General features: G+C 38.2%; 14 protein-coding genes. 1 reads left to right on the top strand and 13 read right to left on the bottom strand.

What is annotated here, in order from left to right; genetic code table 11:
• Positions 1-82 precede the first annotated feature (82 nt).
• Positions 83-967 carry an alpha/beta fold hydrolase gene (locus tag ACOXY8_RS10485; protein WP_458331541.1) on the top strand — a complete coding sequence of 295 codons (885 nt, stop codon included), beginning with the start codon at positions 83-85 and terminating at the stop codon, positions 965-967.
• Here ACOXY8_RS10485 and ACOXY8_RS10480 read toward each other — a convergent pair.
• From ACOXY8_RS10480 to ACOXY8_RS10420, 13 genes are all read right to left on the bottom strand, one after another.
• On the bottom strand, positions 954-1,718 hold the full coding sequence (locus ACOXY8_RS10480) for an SDR family oxidoreductase (RefSeq protein ID WP_458331540.1): 765 nt from the start codon (positions 1,716-1,718) through the stop codon (positions 954-956). The genes ACOXY8_RS10485 and ACOXY8_RS10480 overlap by 14 nt on opposite strands.
• An 11-nt stretch (positions 1,719-1,729) precedes the next feature.
• Positions 1,730-4,255 carry a cytochrome c biogenesis protein CcsA gene (gene ccsA / locus ACOXY8_RS10475; RefSeq protein WP_458331539.1) on the bottom strand — a complete coding sequence of 842 codons (2,526 nt, stop codon included), beginning with the start codon at positions 4,253-4,255 and terminating at the stop codon, positions 1,730-1,732.
• A 17-nt stretch (positions 4,256-4,272) separates the two neighbouring features.
• Positions 4,273-4,671 (bottom strand): cytochrome c maturation protein CcmE domain-containing protein, encoded by a 399-nt coding sequence (locus tag ACOXY8_RS10470; RefSeq protein WP_458331538.1) that lies wholly within the window; start codon positions 4,669-4,671, stop codon positions 4,273-4,275.
• A 61-nt stretch (positions 4,672-4,732) separates the two neighbouring features.
• Positions 4,733-4,978: a CcmD family protein gene (locus ACOXY8_RS10465; protein WP_458331537.1), complete on the bottom strand. Its 246-nt coding sequence runs from the start codon at positions 4,976-4,978 to the stop codon at positions 4,733-4,735.
• A gap of 36 nt (positions 4,979-5,014) precedes the next feature.
• Positions 5,015-5,683, bottom strand: coding sequence for a cytochrome c biogenesis protein CcsA (gene ccsA / locus ACOXY8_RS10460; RefSeq protein WP_458331536.1), 669 nt, complete (start codon positions 5,681-5,683; stop codon positions 5,015-5,017).
• A gap of 7 nt (positions 5,684-5,690) precedes the next feature.
• Positions 5,691-6,356, bottom strand: a complete 666-nt coding sequence (locus ACOXY8_RS10455) for a heme exporter protein CcmB (protein WP_458331535.1) — start codon at positions 6,354-6,356, stop codon at positions 5,691-5,693.
• A gap of 149 nt (positions 6,357-6,505) precedes the next feature.
• Positions 6,506-7,468, bottom strand: coding sequence for an AAA family ATPase (locus tag ACOXY8_RS10450; protein WP_458331534.1), 963 nt, complete (start codon positions 7,466-7,468; stop codon positions 6,506-6,508).
• Between the two features lie 3 nt (positions 7,469-7,471).
• On the bottom strand, positions 7,472-8,845 hold the full coding sequence (locus ACOXY8_RS10445) for a peptidylprolyl isomerase (protein ID WP_458331533.1): 1,374 nt from the start codon (positions 8,843-8,845) through the stop codon (positions 7,472-7,474).
• Complete coding sequence (locus ACOXY8_RS10440; RefSeq protein WP_458331532.1) at positions 8,799-9,683, bottom strand: peptidyl-prolyl cis-trans isomerase; 885 nt, start codon at positions 9,681-9,683, stop codon at positions 8,799-8,801. Before ACOXY8_RS10440 ends, ACOXY8_RS10445 begins: the two co-directional genes overlap by 47 nt.
• Positions 9,667-11,664, bottom strand: coding sequence for a peptidylprolyl isomerase (locus ACOXY8_RS10435; RefSeq protein WP_458331531.1), 1,998 nt, complete (start codon positions 11,662-11,664; stop codon positions 9,667-9,669). The genes ACOXY8_RS10440 and ACOXY8_RS10435 overlap by 17 nt, the downstream gene beginning before the upstream one ends.
• Positions 11,665-11,734: 70 nt before the next feature.
• Positions 11,735-12,166, bottom strand: a complete 432-nt coding sequence (locus ACOXY8_RS10430; RefSeq protein ID WP_458331530.1) for an ATP-binding protein — start codon at positions 12,164-12,166, stop codon at positions 11,735-11,737.
• Complete coding sequence (locus ACOXY8_RS10425) at positions 12,156-12,500, bottom strand: STAS domain-containing protein (RefSeq protein ID WP_458331529.1); 345 nt, start codon at positions 12,498-12,500, stop codon at positions 12,156-12,158. The genes ACOXY8_RS10430 and ACOXY8_RS10425 overlap by 11 nt, the downstream gene beginning before the upstream one ends.
• A 30-nt stretch (positions 12,501-12,530) precedes the next feature.
• Complete coding sequence (locus ACOXY8_RS10420) at positions 12,531-14,579, bottom strand: GAF domain-containing SpoIIE family protein phosphatase (protein WP_458331528.1); 2,049 nt, start codon at positions 14,577-14,579, stop codon at positions 12,531-12,533.
• Positions 14,580-14,664 lie beyond the last annotated feature (85 nt).

Genomic DNA, 14,664 nt, shown 5'->3' with positions numbered 1-14,664 from the left:
AGCAAAGGTTGTTTATCTATATTAGTAGAGAAAAAATACGATAAATTAATAGTTACAATTATAAAGCTCCAATAATACCATTATGCAAAAAGTAATATCACCTGAAAGTTGGAAGCAAACAGGGCTATATTTCAACTTCAGAAGTATGCCCATATTTTTTAAAGAACAAGGAAAAGGCGAAGCAGTCTTGTTTTTGCACGGCTTTCCTACTTCCTCATGGGATTGGGCAAAGATTTGGCCATCATTAAAAGAAAATTATCGACTTATTGCACCTGATTTTTTAGGCTTTGGGTTTTCTTCCAAACCTACTGAATATCATTATTCTATCTATGATCAGGCAAGTTTGGTTGAGGCTTTGATGCGTAGCTTGGGAATTGACACATGCCACATTGTAGCGCACGATTATGGTGTAAGTGTAGTTCAAGAAATGCTCGCTCGCAGTCTCGAAGATGAAAATTACTTTTTGAAAATGAAGTCGATTACTTTTCTGAATGGAGGTCTTTTCCCAGAAACACATAAACCTCGACTTATTCAGAAATTGTTCATGTCTAAGATTGGCGGTTTGGTTTCTCGTTTGGTTGGCAGAAGCAGATTTGGGAAAAGCTTTTCCTCAGTATTTGGTGAAAATAATCAACCAACAGAAAAAGAGTTAGATGACTTTTGGTCAATAATCTCCTACAAGCACGGAAATAGACTGGCGGCAAAACTCGTCAATTATATTCCTGAAAGAGACAGAAATAGAGATCGTTGGGTTTCTGCCTTGACTAATGCTAGCGTGATGATGAAGCTAATAAATGGGCCTTTAGACCCTGTATCTGGCATACATATGGCAAAGCGCTACCATGAATTGGTGCCAAATGCAAATATTAACTTTTTGGAAGGAGTGGGACATTACCCACATTGGGAGTCAGCTGAGGAAACCGCTCATTTAATTGATGAGTTTTTGCGGGAGGTTAGCGAATACTAATTCCTCCATCAACAGTGATATTTTGCCCGGTAATCATTCCAGCTTCAGCTGAACATAAATAAGCAGCCAAAGAACCAATATCTTCTGCTGAAGTTAGTTTACCCATTGGTGTTTGCTTAGTAAGTTGAGCAAGCATTTTATCCAAATTTGGGAAATTTTTGATGGCATCAGTTTTAACGGTTCCACCTCTTATCACATTCACTGTAATATTTTTAGGAGCCAGCTCATCAGCCAAATACATGGACATAGTCTCAAGTGCTGCTTTTGAAATTCCAATGGATCCATACATAGGATAAGCCTTCCAGGAGCCATGACTAGACAAGGAGATAATTCTACCATAAGGTTGATTTTCCATTATGGGCAAAGCCTTTTGCACTAGGTGCATTAGAGATAAGACATTGGTGTTCATCACAAAGTGCCAATCAGATACGGACAGTTCTGAAATTGGCTTTAGTACACCAGTCACCGCATTGGACACCAAAATATCTAATGCGCCGCTTTCTTCTTTTATCTGATCAATGATACTTTGAATTTCCTCTTCTTTGCTAATATCTGCTTGTAATAGGCGACAGGAACCTCCCGCTTTTTCTATAAGCTTTTTAGCTTCTTGGGCTTCGCTTTCTCTTTTGCGGAAATTGATATAAACCAAAGCTCCTCTTTCGGCAAGTGCTTGCGAAATAGCTCTTCCAATTCCTCGGCTTCCACCAGTTACTAAAGCTATTTTTCCTTGAAGGTTTTTTTCTGTGCTCATATAATCAGTTTTTAATCCTGACCCTTATCGCGCATCAATTTAAAATCTCTATATCTTCTAAACATCGCCATCAAAAGGCCAATCAAAAGCATAATAGTACCAATCCAAAGTAAATTGATATATGGTTTCTCAATTACCTTAAAAACCATCCAATCTTGTTGAGTAGTTTGCGCTGAAAATTCAAAAATGTTTTGATCAGGTATTACATTGTTGAAAACGAGCTTCACACCAATTTCTGGACTTTCATCTGGAACACGACCCACCATCTGATCTTTGATGATGAATAGTGGGTTCAAAGTGAAAATTCCGTTGTCTGTTTGGACTTCAACTGTTGCTTTTACGGCGACATCGTTTACGCCAAGATCCACATTTTCAATGCTTGTCATCCTTTCTACATTCGTCAAATTGGCAACGTAGTCGTTAAGGAAAAACTGCTCACCTAATGCCAAATTGTATGTTGTTGCTTCGCCCCATTCTATTTCTGCATCTGGATTTGGAATGGATGTCGCATGTGCATATAAATCACGACCAAAATATTTTTTGATGTCCGGCGATGATATTAAACCCATGTTTGGGTTTACTTGAGCTCTTGGAAATAAAGAGAATTGATCTCCATCAAGATGAGTGAATTCCACTCTATAATACGTATTTTCTGGAAAAACTTGAATTGTATCCCCAGCTTGAGCATACAATTTTCCTTTTGCTTCGATATCATTTCGGGCTACTTTGAATTCAGGCTCCATCGTATCTTCAAGATCTCTGATATTCACCAATTCAGGAATTCCCTTGGCATCCATCAATTTACCATTGTAGTTGAGTGTGTACTCTCCCATTTGATATTTTTTGCCATAGAAAAGCGGGACATTATTGAGGTTCATATCATCAGGCAATTCGCGATTGATTAAACGACCCGTGTTGTTGATAGACAAAACCTCAGAGTAACCTGAAGAGAATAATATGCCTATTAGCATCAGTGCTATGCCAATATGAGCAACCGACCCTCCCGCCAATTTCACATTCTGTTTGGCCAAGTCGATCAATATTTTGCTATTGGCAACTATCGAATAGATTGCCGCAGTTAGCAATAGGATATAAGCTAGATTGGTAATTTTCGCTAAAACAATAACTAAACTCGCTACTAAAAAAGTGATGATCAAAGGTGTAGAGATTGCTTTCCAGAGATCCGAAGCTTTCATCTTTTTCCACCAGAAAAATTGACCTGTACCCGAAAGAAGGGCCACTACAATAGCAAACCACATTTGGAACTTAGTATAAAACTCAATTTGATCTGCTGGAGGTGCTACATTTGAAATGCCTCCAAATAACTCTACGATGGCATTGTAAACCGGTATAGATGTGGGTATTAACACCTGAAAAGCCATCAATCCCAAAGTAGTAGCACCGATGAAAATCCAAAATTCTCTTGAGTAATTTGAAACCTCCTCTTTGGCGCTAGGAATATGCTTCCAGGCTTTAATTGAGAAGATTATCGCCATAAAGGTGAAGAAGAGCAAATATACCAAAAGCTGGCCACTCAAACCTAAATCGGTAAATGAGTGAACGGATGCATTGCCCAAAATACCACTACGCGTAAGGAAAGTGGAATAGAGGATTAGGATAAAACTTGTGATCACAAGTATGATCGAAGCCTTTAGGGCTGTATTACTTTTGCGATAGGTAATCATAGTGTGAATACTCGCCACCATGATAATCCAAGGAATATACACTGCATTTTCCACAGGATCCCAGTTCCAATAGCCTTCGAAATTCAAGGTTTCATAGGCCCAAATTGCACCCATCATGATGCCTAAACCCAACACTAATGTAGCTGCATGCATCCAAGGCAAGGCGGGTCTTACCCATTCCTTATACCTGCCAGTCCACAATCCGCTAATGCAATAGGAGAATGGAACCAAGGTTAAAGCAAAGCCCAAAAACAACGTAGGTGGATGTATTACCATCCAATAATTTTGCAAAAGTGGGTTAAGGCCAGTACCATCTTCAGGTACAAAATTCGGATCTATTTGGAAAATGGGATCAGCAAGTGCATCTCTTAGTAGTATAAAAGGCGTACTACCTATTTTCAAATCTCCAATGACAACACCCAATATCATTGACACCAAGAAAGCTTGAATCAAAGCAAAAATGGTCATCATTGGGCCTTCCCAACTTTTGTTGGTTTTGATAAGGAAGATACCTAATACTGCATGCCAAAACATCCAAAGCAGAAAACTCCCTTCTTGACCTTCCCAGAAGGAGGACACCATATAGTAAGCTGGCAAAAGGCGGGAGGAATGGCTCCAAGCATAATGGTACTCGAACTTATGCTGGTAAATAATGAGGAAAAGTGTAGTCACAATCCCCATAATACTTACAATGTGAAAGTAAAATGTCCCTCTAGCAAAGCTTTTCCATTTTTCTTTTTCGAATTCTGAAGAAACTGTGAGCTTGTAATATGAGAATGCTGCTAGTAGTGCACTAACAAAGGAAACTATAACGAAAATGTGACCAATTTCGCCAATAAGTGTATCAATCATAATGGGTGAATTCTAAATCAAAGCTCCTCTTCTTGATATTTTGATGGACATTTCATCAAAATTTTATCGGCTACAAATAGGTCATTATTGTAACTGCCTACCACTACCACTTGCTCACTTCTTACAAAATCCGCAGGCACAGGCTCGGCATAAAATACTTTTTGTTCGCGATTGTGTTCATCTACCATTACGAAACTAAATGAAAGCTTATCTGCACTTGGCTCCAAACCTATCACTTGTCCTGATTCACCTTTTTTCAATTCACCAACCACGTGGATTTTTTTACTACTTCCACCTTGAGCCATTTCATAGGCTTCGTTGAAAGACACGTAGCTACTGGCATCGCCTGCTGTAGAAATTACGATTACTACACCAAGTGCCACTACAATAAGGGCGAGAATATGTGATTTTTTCATAATCAGATTATTTTTGCTTCAGAAGGAACAAAGTTTTATCAATTAAAGTCCCCTATCGAAATTACATTTCTAATTCTTTTTCTAAACGAGCCAAGCGCCTGTCAATAAAGAACGCATATATAAAAATTCCAGCCATTACAGTCCCGACGATTGCTACAACGGTATAGATTTTTCCTTCTTTTCGGAAGGTATCTGCCATCTCCACTTGCGTGTTGCTATAATCACTTTCATTCACTTCCATTTTCTGTGCAAATGCTGAAAAATTAAGCATGAGAATGAAAATCGTAATTGTTAGTATATGCTTCATTTTGGTAAATATTCTAATCAAACAAATTTGAATTAATTACATTCCTCTTTCCAAAAGCTTATTGGCCACCACACGTATTCTTACTCTTAAGCTTGCCAGCCAAACTCCTACTAATGTCCAACCGATAACTGCTGGGTAGAAAACTGCTCTGAGTTTACTATCCAAATCATAGGCATTAAAGCCTGGATTGCCTCCATTGCCCGGATGAAGTGAGTCGGTAAGACGCGGGAGGATAAACAAAAGCGGAATCATCGCTGCAAATGCAAAGACATTATATATCGCACCGATTCTAGCTCTTTGCTGCTCATCTTCCAAGGCGTTTCTCAAAACCATATAAGCGAAGTAAATAAGCAATGCTATGGCAGAAGCATTTTGTTTCGGATCGCTACTCCAAGGTTCGCCCCAAGTAAAATTCGCCCAAATCATCCCCGTGACCATTCCAAGCACTCCAAACACAATTCCAGCATTGGCAAATTCTACTGCTTTGAAATCATCAAGGCTATTTTGGGTTCGTAAGTATTTGATTGAATAGAAAACCGAAATGGTGAAAAGGATAGTCATACCAAACCACATGGGTACATGGAAGTACAATGAGCGTATGGTTTCATTCAAAATTGCTAATCTTGGCACATCCAGAAGCAGACCTCCAATAAGCGTATAGGCGACTAGAACAACGGTTAATATTTTCCACCAGTAATTTTTCATATCATCATTAGCTACGCCACAGATAAGGAAACAATAAAAAAGACATGGCAATCATGATTAAATTGATCGCTACAAGTCCATAAATAGCAGTAGTGCTATCAGAAATAGGAATGCCGGAAATTGCATTCCAAGAGATTCTGATATTCATAAGCATTACCGGCACTAATACGGGAAAAGCCAAAATTGCCATAATCGTACTCGAATTGGCCGTCTTGGAAGCAATACCGGAAATCAAAGTGAGCGAACTGGAGAAAGCAATCGAGCCAAGTACAATCCCCAATATAAATAAACTTAACTGTTCAACTGGATTCCCAAGCACCAAACTGTAAAGCAGAAAACCCAAAAGTGCTATAACGAGCAATAATGCTGCATTGTAAATTACTTTGGATATAATGATGCTTTCGGGTCGAGCTAGCGTGTAATAGTAAAGTTGTCGACCCGAGCTTTCTTGAATGAAGCTTTTGGCAATTGCATTAACAGCTGCAAAAAGAATGATTATCCAAAAAAGGACATTCCACGTAGCTGAGCTTAGAGATTGATTGTAGGTTTGAAAACTGAGATAGGCAATAAAAATAGTGCTGCCGATATACAAGAGTAGCCCATTGAAAGCATAACGTTGCCTCCATTCAAGTACTACTTCTTTCCATATCAATGCATTAATTTCTCTTAGCATAGCAATTGTGGCGCAAAAATACAACGCAAAAGCCATAAAACCTTTGAGTTTCAGAAAAGAATCTACCTAAAGAGAAATCAATTTGAAGCTAATCTATGGCTATCAATTAATTTCCAATTTGCGCAGTCCGGATTTTGGAATGGAAGAGATTATAATAATTTTTCGATGATCATATCTTCAGAAAACTCCTCTGCTTCAGCTTTGAAATTTCTAACAATACGATGTCTCAAGATTGGTTTGGCTACTGCCATCACATCTTCAATATCGGGAGCATATTTGCCTTTTGTGAGTGCGTGGCATTTTGCTCCTAATACCAAATATTGAGAAGCCCTAGGTCCAGCACCCCATTCCAAGTAGTTTTTGGTAATATCTGGTGCTAAGGAATTATCAGGACGAGTCTTTTGCACCAAACTTACAGCATATTTCACAATATTATCTGTAACAGGAACTCTACGCACCAATTGTTGGAATGCTATGATCTCCTCTTGACTTACTACTTTATTAACCTGAGGTAAACCTCCCGCTGTTGTGCTTTTTACAATGGCAACTTCCTCATCATAGCTTGGGTAGTCCAATCTGATATTGAACATAAATCTATCTAGCTGTGCTTCTGGCAATGGATAAGTACCTTCTTGCTCAATTGGGTTTTGAGTCGCTAATACAAAAAACGGTTTTTGAAGTTTAAACACCTGACCAGCAATTGTTACAGAAAACTCTTGCATTGATTCAAGTAAGGCGGCTTGGGTTTTTGGAGGGGTTCTGTTAATCTCATCAGCCAATACTACATTGGCAAAGATTGGCCCTTTTATGAATCTGAAATTTCTTTCATTATCCATAGTTTCTGCCCCCAATATATCTGAGGGCATCAAATCTGGAGTAAACTGGATGCGATTATAACTCAAATCAAGAGCTGAGCTAATCGTTTGGATAAGGAGAGTTTTGGCTAAACCTGGAACTCCAACTAGTAATGAGTGGCCTTGACAAAAAAGGGAAATCAACAAAAACTTTACCGTTTCATCTTGCCCAACAATTACTTTACTTATTTCTTTTCTTAGCTCTTCGTGCGACTGGTGAAATTTATCGGCCAGTGCTACATCAGTTTGTCCTTCCATTAATTATTGTTGATTTTCCAAAAATGCACAGTTTTGGTATTCTGGAGCTACCTCCACAAACACCTCAGTCATTGCTCGCTTAAACCATTCCCTTCTAGCTGCATCTTTTTTAATTGATAAAGCTACTGCTTTAAGTTTTTCGTAATCTTGCTCGAGATTAGCTTCATGTGGAGCAATTCTGTCTTGATAATAAAGGATTTTGAAAGATTCTGTTCCATCTTCTTGACGAAAGGCTATTGGCTTGCTATAAGTACCTACCTGCATAGTATCAATGGTAAGGTATAAGTCAGGTGCAATGTCCTCAACCGAAATGGTATATCCTCCATATCTTCCCATCATGAAGCCACCTGCAGAAGATGTATTTTTATCGTCACTGTATTCGGATGCTGCTTTCTCAAAAGAAATATTTCCCTCAATAATTTCGGTTTTTAAGCTATCTAAGTATCTGATTGCTTTATCCTTATCTGCTTGTGAAGGCTGAGGCATTATTACAATATGGCGAGTATTATATTCATTCCCTCTACGTTCAACCAATTGCAATATGTGAAAACCAAATTGGCTTTCGAAAACAGGAGACACATCACCAACCTTCATTTTCATTGCTGTAGCTTCGAATGTTGGATCCAATTCTCCTCTTTTATAAAACCCAAGTTCACCTCCACGTTGCGAAGTAGCATCCATTCCATGTTCTAATGCCATTTGGGCAAAAGTTGCTTCGCCTTCAACTATTTTTCTTCTGATTTCGGTTAATTTGGCTCTTATCTCATCTTTCTGTTCCTTTCCTGCAACAGGCTTCTTTTCAATTACACCGAGTTTTACTTCTGCCGAATAGTATGGCCTTTCGTTTCTAGGAAGTGAATTAAAGTATTTGCGTACATCTGCCGGAGTAACTGTAACATCCTCAAAAATTTGACGCTCCATTGCTGCAGCCAGTTCTTGTTCCTTGATATCCTTAAACAAGTCCAGACGAATTTGCGACAATGTTTTTCCATACTGAGCTTCTATAGCCTCATCGCCACCAAGTCTTTGAGACATTACCTGTAGGCGATTATCCAACTCCATATACACTTGGGCATCACTCACTTCTACTGAGTCAATCTCCGCTTTGGCAACTAACACTTTTCCCAATACAAGGCTTTCTAAGGCTGCGCATCTGCCATCTGCCACCTTGAACATACCTTCACTTAAGCCCCGTAAATAGTTGGCTTCCAAATCCGATTTTAGGATGATATAATTATCCACCTTGCCTACGATTTTCTCGGCTACTGTGCCACGCACTTGCTGAGCCAAGCTGGGATTTACCAAAGCCATACTTAGTAGCAAAATGCAACTAAGGCCTAAAAATCTCGAAATTATTTTGACGTGATGCTTTTTCATAAATTTCTCTTTCCATTTTTTCCACCAAATCCACCCGCCTTTTTGTGACGATGATACTGGCTATATTATCTGCTACAAATTCCAATGGCGATATCTGATCAGAAAACTTGTATTCCTTAATTTTCAAGTAATAATTAAATTCATTATCTGCCGTTTCGACAAACTCATTTTCTTGCAAAAATTGAACCTTATTAGGAACTCCGGCTAATGGTGTATTCCTAATCACATCATCAAAATTGAGCCAAGTGGAATCTTCCAAGTGGTAAATATCGGCAAATTGAACGCAGTAAAGCCTAAATTCCTCTTTACTTTTTTCACTGTTACTCTTAAACCAGCCAGGGACTTGGTTTATCCTAGGTGCGCCTTTGGGTATTTTAGCATACCAGCCTCTAATAATATTTTGCTTCAGTTCGTAATTTTCCTTATTCTCTTCGTAATACTGCCTGATTTCTTCTTGGCTTACCTCTGTATCCAATTGCTCATTTACCATTTGCTTTTCGTACTCATAAGCAATCAATGCGTAGCGGTAATCTTGCACCTTACGCTCCACTTCATTCATATTTATGCTGAGATATGCATTAGCCTCTCTCGTCATCAGCTGCTTTACTAACCAATTTCTAACATACGCTTCGGTAATTCGCCCACTGTCAAGGCTTGTTGTGCCATTGGGTACCACACCTACAAGGTCATCTGCATACAGATACAAATCATAAACTCGGGCTACAGGAATTCGATCATCATTGCTAGGATTACTCTTTTCGCCTAGTCCCAAGTTTTCACATGAGAATAAACCAAATAAAGCAACCAAGGCAATTAATATGTTACTCTTCCTTTTCAATAATTTCTTTGGTTCGATTAAAAACTGTTTTGTTAATCACAACGGGATATTCTTCTCTAAGTTGATTAAGCCATTGTTCTTCCAAATATTCTTGATATTCAGAGATTACTTGACCTCTGATCTCATTTAGCTCCTTTGTCTGTGGCGGGAGGGTTTCATCAATTACTGCAATTATAAAACTATCATCCGTCTCAAGGCTATTGAGCTCAAGCAACTCATCAAAAACAGACAAATACGGATCATTCTCAATTTCAAAGGTACCATTTCTAACTTGAATCAATTGAGGATTATTGCTCAAAACCTTTTCAACTTTACTTTTTATCTCCTCCGCAGAATCTGCTGTTTCAAAAACTTCCTTGAGCAGATCAATAGACGAAGCACCTGAGGCTATAAATAAGGTTGCTTTGGCTCTTTCTTCATAGCGATAGTTTCCTTTGTTTAATTCATAAAACGATTGCAAGCCGATTGTATCTTCCAACGCTTTATCCCAAACCATTTCTTCCATGATATCGAAAAGCAACATCCCATCCTGATATTCCTTTACAAGCCATTTGTATGCAGGCTTTAGATTCTCAAGATTTGATTGGTATTCCGATTGAATTAGAGCTTGCCTGAACTGTGCAATTTTCTGTAGCATTAACGGCTCAGGCGCAGCATTCTGCACACGAGTTTGTTCATTCTCGATATAAACAACCGCCTCTTTTAATGGTATTTGGCGCGTATTTGTGGTATACAAGATCTGATTCAACTGCGAAGAATCACCATCCCATTTCCAATTGCCTTGTAATAGCTTGGAATTAGCTTGAGCTAGAAGGATTGATTTAACACTATCTACTTCCACAAGATTAATATCTACTGCAGCATTTTCTATAAAACTCTCAAAAGCCACTCTAGAACGATTATCTCTCGAAACCCTTTCACGAATCATATCTCTTTGAAGGCTAGCTTCATCCATTGGACGTTTTTCCAATAGTTTCACAATATGCCAGCCATAAGGCGTTTTGAAAGGCTCGCTTATTTCATTAATCTCTCGCAGACCAAAGGCTACATTTTCAAAGGCTGGCACCAAAGCTCCTACTCCAATCCAATCGAGTTCTCCATTTCGCTGCTTAGTAGAAATATCATCGCTAAAATTGCTTACCAAATTTGACCACATTTCGGGATTTGCTATTAATTCCTGATGAATCTGTTTGATTTTAGACTCTTGGTCCGCAATCATTTGCTGTGGCATTCCTTCCGTAGCACGAAGCATAATATGAGCTACTTTTACCTCGCCACGAGCTGGAATTCTATCATTAAGTTTGATCAGGTGATAGCCAAATCGTGTGCGAACTGGATCTGACAATTGGCCTTTCGCTAAGCTATATGCTGCCGACTCGAATGGATACACCATTTGCATGGCCGAAAAATATCCCAAATTTCCCTTGTTGTTGGCCGCAGATGGATCTTCAGAATAGCTTTGAGCAAGTGCTTCAAATGGGGCACCAATTAATGCTCTTTGTTTGATTTCCAAAATTTGATTCCAAGCCTCCAAAGTGTCTTCTGGGGCTGCTAATGGCGGCACTTCTATTAATATGTGTGAGGCAGAAACTTCCTCCCGCTTTCTTTCAATATATTCATCGACAAGCTCTTCCAATTTGTCCTCATCTTGCAAAAAAGGTTTGGCTAAATCTGCTTTATATTGATTTAATTCCTTTTGAAAACCCTCATCTTCATGTCGACCGAGTGATTTTGCATATTGAACTTTCAGCTTAAAATTAATATAGCGATTGAGGTACTCCTCAGCACTTTCTGTTTCAATGTCTTCGCTAATTGTACTTGTTTTGTTATACTGATAGATAAATTCTTCCGGACTTACAATCTCGTTTCCAAGTTTGAAAATGTATTCATCTTTAGTAGCGTCCACGAGTTTCTGCGGAGTACTACAAGAAATGGAGATAAAAATGATAAGGAAAATTGAAAACTGCTGAAAGCGCTTCATATGGGCAATTCGAAATAGGGTGCAATTTTAATCTATTTTAACTGAATTGGCATGAAAATGCGGGAGGTTTTTATGATGCAGCTTGGCTTTTGTCTGTGAACTTCTTATACAGCCTAATTACATTGCGATTATCCTCTCGGAAAAACTCGATATTATCCATAATTCTTTTTACAAGAATGATCCCCATGCCTCCTTTGCGCTGGTCCTGGACAAGCTGATCAAGAGTTGGCTCTTCGTAATTCATAAAATTGAATAATTTGCCTTCGTCCATTATATCAAAAAAAATACCATCATCATCCGTCCAGATTTCCAAAGTAATATGCCTTTCTGGGTTGCAACTGTGAGAATGGATGATCAAATTGGAGCATACTTCATCCACTGCCAATACAAGCATATTTACATCGATGTCGGACATACCTATTTTGAAAAGCACATCAGAAACAAAACTCCTGACAGACCTCAAAATTGTTCTTGTACAGCCAACTGTTAAACTATCCTTCATTTACTATTTGAAGTGCTTCTTCTTTTGATCCAGTAATGGGTAATAATTGATCTAAGCCGAGGATTTCAAATACATTATGTACTTTATCGCTAAGACCATATAACACAAACTTAATTTCCTTTTTCTCTAAAACTTGAATGTAGGACATAAAAACTCCTAACCCTGCAGATGAAATGTATTCGAGTTTCTCGCAATCAACGAGTATCTTCTTGTGATTGTTTTCAATAGCTTCGGAAAGCTCTTGATCCAATTTGATGGAGGAGCTGGCATCAACTTCACCAATTACTCGGATTAAAATCCGATCCCCTTCTAGCTCCTTTTCTATTTCTACCATATTCTAGTAACGTTTAGGTAATTGTTAAGTTTATTCAAATTTGATCACTACAACTGTATAATCATCATCCGGTGGCGCTTCTCCACAGAAGTTCAAAAAGGTCTCTGCAATTCTATTTTTAATTGTTTCAGCATCAAAATGAGCATTCTCTTCTAGCCATTTCTTCAAGGCTTCATAGCCCAACTCTTCACCAGAATCATTCTTACTTTCAGTAATTCCATCGGTGTATAGCACCATTATATCACCCGACTCATAGTTCATCTGATGAACTTGAATATAGTTTTGAAATTGATTGTTGCGTAATACGCCAAGGCCTAAGCCTTTGTTTTTAAAATAATAAGCTTTGTTGTCCGACTTCTTAAAGTAAAGTGTTGGACAATGTCCAGCTCTTGCAAATTTGATTGATGAATCGGAAGTATCAATTAAGAAATAAGATGCTGTAATAAACGACCGCCTATCCAAACATCTACTTAATGCACTATTCGCATGGATCAAAAACTCTTTAGGACCCAAAGCAATCTCCGATAAACTTTGGAAAATCCCCTTTAGCTGGGACATATGAAAGGCTGCCGAAGTTCCCTTGCCTGAAACGTCAGCAATTATCAAGGCATAATTGACATCTGATTTCTTGAATATATCGTAATAATCGCCACCAACTTCATCGGCAGCTTGTGAAAAGGCCGAAATCTCAAAGGCAGGATCCTTTTCCAGCACTGTTGGCAAAAGTGCTTTTTGTACTTCTTTAGCAATTTTCAGCTCCTTTTGGTAGCGTTCGTTTGCTACCGTCTCTGTCATCAGTCGTGAATTCTCGATGGATATACTCGCTTGATTTGCAAAAGTTGTAATGATGTTTTGCATTTCATCATTAAATCCATCGCTTACCTCTTTTAGCAAATAGAGTTGTGCGATTTCCTTTTCCTTTACGACCAAGGGGAGCATCATTAAAGACCTAAAACCTGAATATTTCAAAGCCTTTGCAATAATTCCACTTTGCTCGACAGGTACTTGTGCACTCTTGAGCGGCCGAACCTTACTACTTGCCAAACTATCCTTTATCTCTTCTATCTGCTCATCAGTTAAGTTTTCTTTCAAAATAATTCTGTTCGTTCCTTTTTCATCTACCGACTCCAAAAAAGCTGCATCGGCAAACACTGCACTCACAGAACTAAAGAAGAACATCTGATAAATCTCACTTTCATTTCTTTTTTCCTGAATAGTACGGCTCAGCATTTGAATATTTACTGCTTCCTTAAGCTTTTGCTCGAATACAGAAGTAGTGGGCAAATTGAATAGAATTACTAAAAAGGAGAACAGGCTATAAATGAAAATGAATGAGAATAATGTGGTAGCAAATACATTATCAACTAAATTAACAACCAATATTTCGCTTGGAAAACCTGATAAAACAGTAAGGAAGAAGTAGAGATATAAACAGACCAATAAAAGAAGTAAAATACTTTTCCACTTTTCTTTAAATGATAAATAAGCCACCCATTTCAAATTGACACTTAGGTATAAACTTAAAACCAGAAAGAAGATAAAAGTGGTGATGTAAAAGGAATCAAAAAGCTCAATTTTAAAGAAATTGAGCATTATACTTATCATAAGTCCATATTCGAAAATATACCAAGTATTGATAAGTACTTTGGATTTTTGGTATAAGACTAACCTCTTGTAAATGGTGAAAGTAATTACCAGAAAAACCGTAATTACACCTAAGTCCAGATGGTATAGAAAATTGATAAATAGTGGATTTTGGCTTAATCGATTATCACCTAACAACACAAAAACAAGTATCACTAAAATAGTAATAATAGCTGCCATTAGTCCCGTTACAAATACCTTCCAGAGCATATCCACAAGGTTCATCCTTTTGGCTTTGTCGATCTGGTGGCGGAAGAAAATAAGTAAGCTTAGGAAAAATATGCTCAATAAAGCGGGAGGAATAAAACCTGGAATCCCGGAAGGAACCTGGTTAATCTCTCCAAAATAAATGATTAGATTAACTGCAAGCAGAATAAGCCAAGATAAGAAAGCAAGTGGGCCAGTTATTCTTAAAATCGCTTTTTGTGAGAGCATGCAGTAATTATCGGTATTCTTGAGGCTCGAATATACAAAAAAATGCCCTGCATAATTTCAGGGCATTTAATCTAATCAAATTTTA

It is taken from the genome of Peijinzhouia sedimentorum (assembly GCF_049340005.1).
Lineage (GTDB): Bacteria > Bacteroidota > Bacteroidia > Cytophagales > Cyclobacteriaceae > CAXBDP01.
The sequence above is the reverse complement of the archived record's forward strand: the minus strand, read 5'-3'. Positions and strand labels throughout refer to the sequence as shown.

What these genes read in the sequence shown, in the direction of transcription:
- ACOXY8_RS10485 (WP_458331541.1), top strand. Translation starts at nt 83, where the DNA reads ATGCAAAAAGTAATATCACCTGAAAGTTGGAAGCAAACAGGGCTATAT.
- ACOXY8_RS10480 (WP_458331540.1), bottom strand. Translation starts at nt 1,718, where the DNA reads ATGAGCACAGAAAAAAACCTTCAAGGAAAAATAGCTTTAGTAACTGGT.
- ccsA (WP_458331539.1), bottom strand. Translation starts at nt 4,255, where the DNA reads ATGATTGATACACTTATTGGCGAAATTGGTCACATTTTCGTTATAGTT.
- ACOXY8_RS10470 (WP_458331538.1), bottom strand. Translation starts at nt 4,671, where the DNA reads ATGAAAAAATCACATATTCTCGCCCTTATTGTAGTGGCACTTGGTGTA.
- ACOXY8_RS10465 (WP_458331537.1), bottom strand. Translation starts at nt 4,978, where the DNA reads ATGAAGCATATACTAACAATTACGATTTTCATTCTCATGCTTAATTTT.
- ccsA (WP_458331536.1), bottom strand. Translation starts at nt 5,683, where the DNA reads ATGAAAAATTACTGGTGGAAAATATTAACCGTTGTTCTAGTCGCCTAT.
- ACOXY8_RS10455 (WP_458331535.1), bottom strand. Translation starts at nt 6,356, where the DNA reads ATGCTAAGAGAAATTAATGCATTGATATGGAAAGAAGTAGTACTTGAA.
- ACOXY8_RS10450 (WP_458331534.1), bottom strand. Translation starts at nt 7,468, where the DNA reads ATGGAAGGACAAACTGATGTAGCACTGGCCGATAAATTTCACCAGTCG.
- ACOXY8_RS10445 (WP_458331533.1), bottom strand. Translation starts at nt 8,845, where the DNA reads ATGAAAAAGCATCACGTCAAAATAATTTCGAGATTTTTAGGCCTTAGT.
- ACOXY8_RS10435 (WP_458331531.1), bottom strand. Translation starts at nt 11,664, where the DNA reads ATGAAGCGCTTTCAGCAGTTTTCAATTTTCCTTATCATTTTTATCTCC.
- ACOXY8_RS10430 (WP_458331530.1), bottom strand. Translation starts at nt 12,166, where the DNA reads ATGAAGGATAGTTTAACAGTTGGCTGTACAAGAACAATTTTGAGGTCT.
- ACOXY8_RS10425 (WP_458331529.1), bottom strand. Translation starts at nt 12,500, where the DNA reads ATGGTAGAAATAGAAAAGGAGCTAGAAGGGGATCGGATTTTAATCCGA.
- ACOXY8_RS10420 (WP_458331528.1), bottom strand. Translation starts at nt 14,579, where the DNA reads ATGCTCTCACAAAAAGCGATTTTAAGAATAACTGGCCCACTTGCTTTC.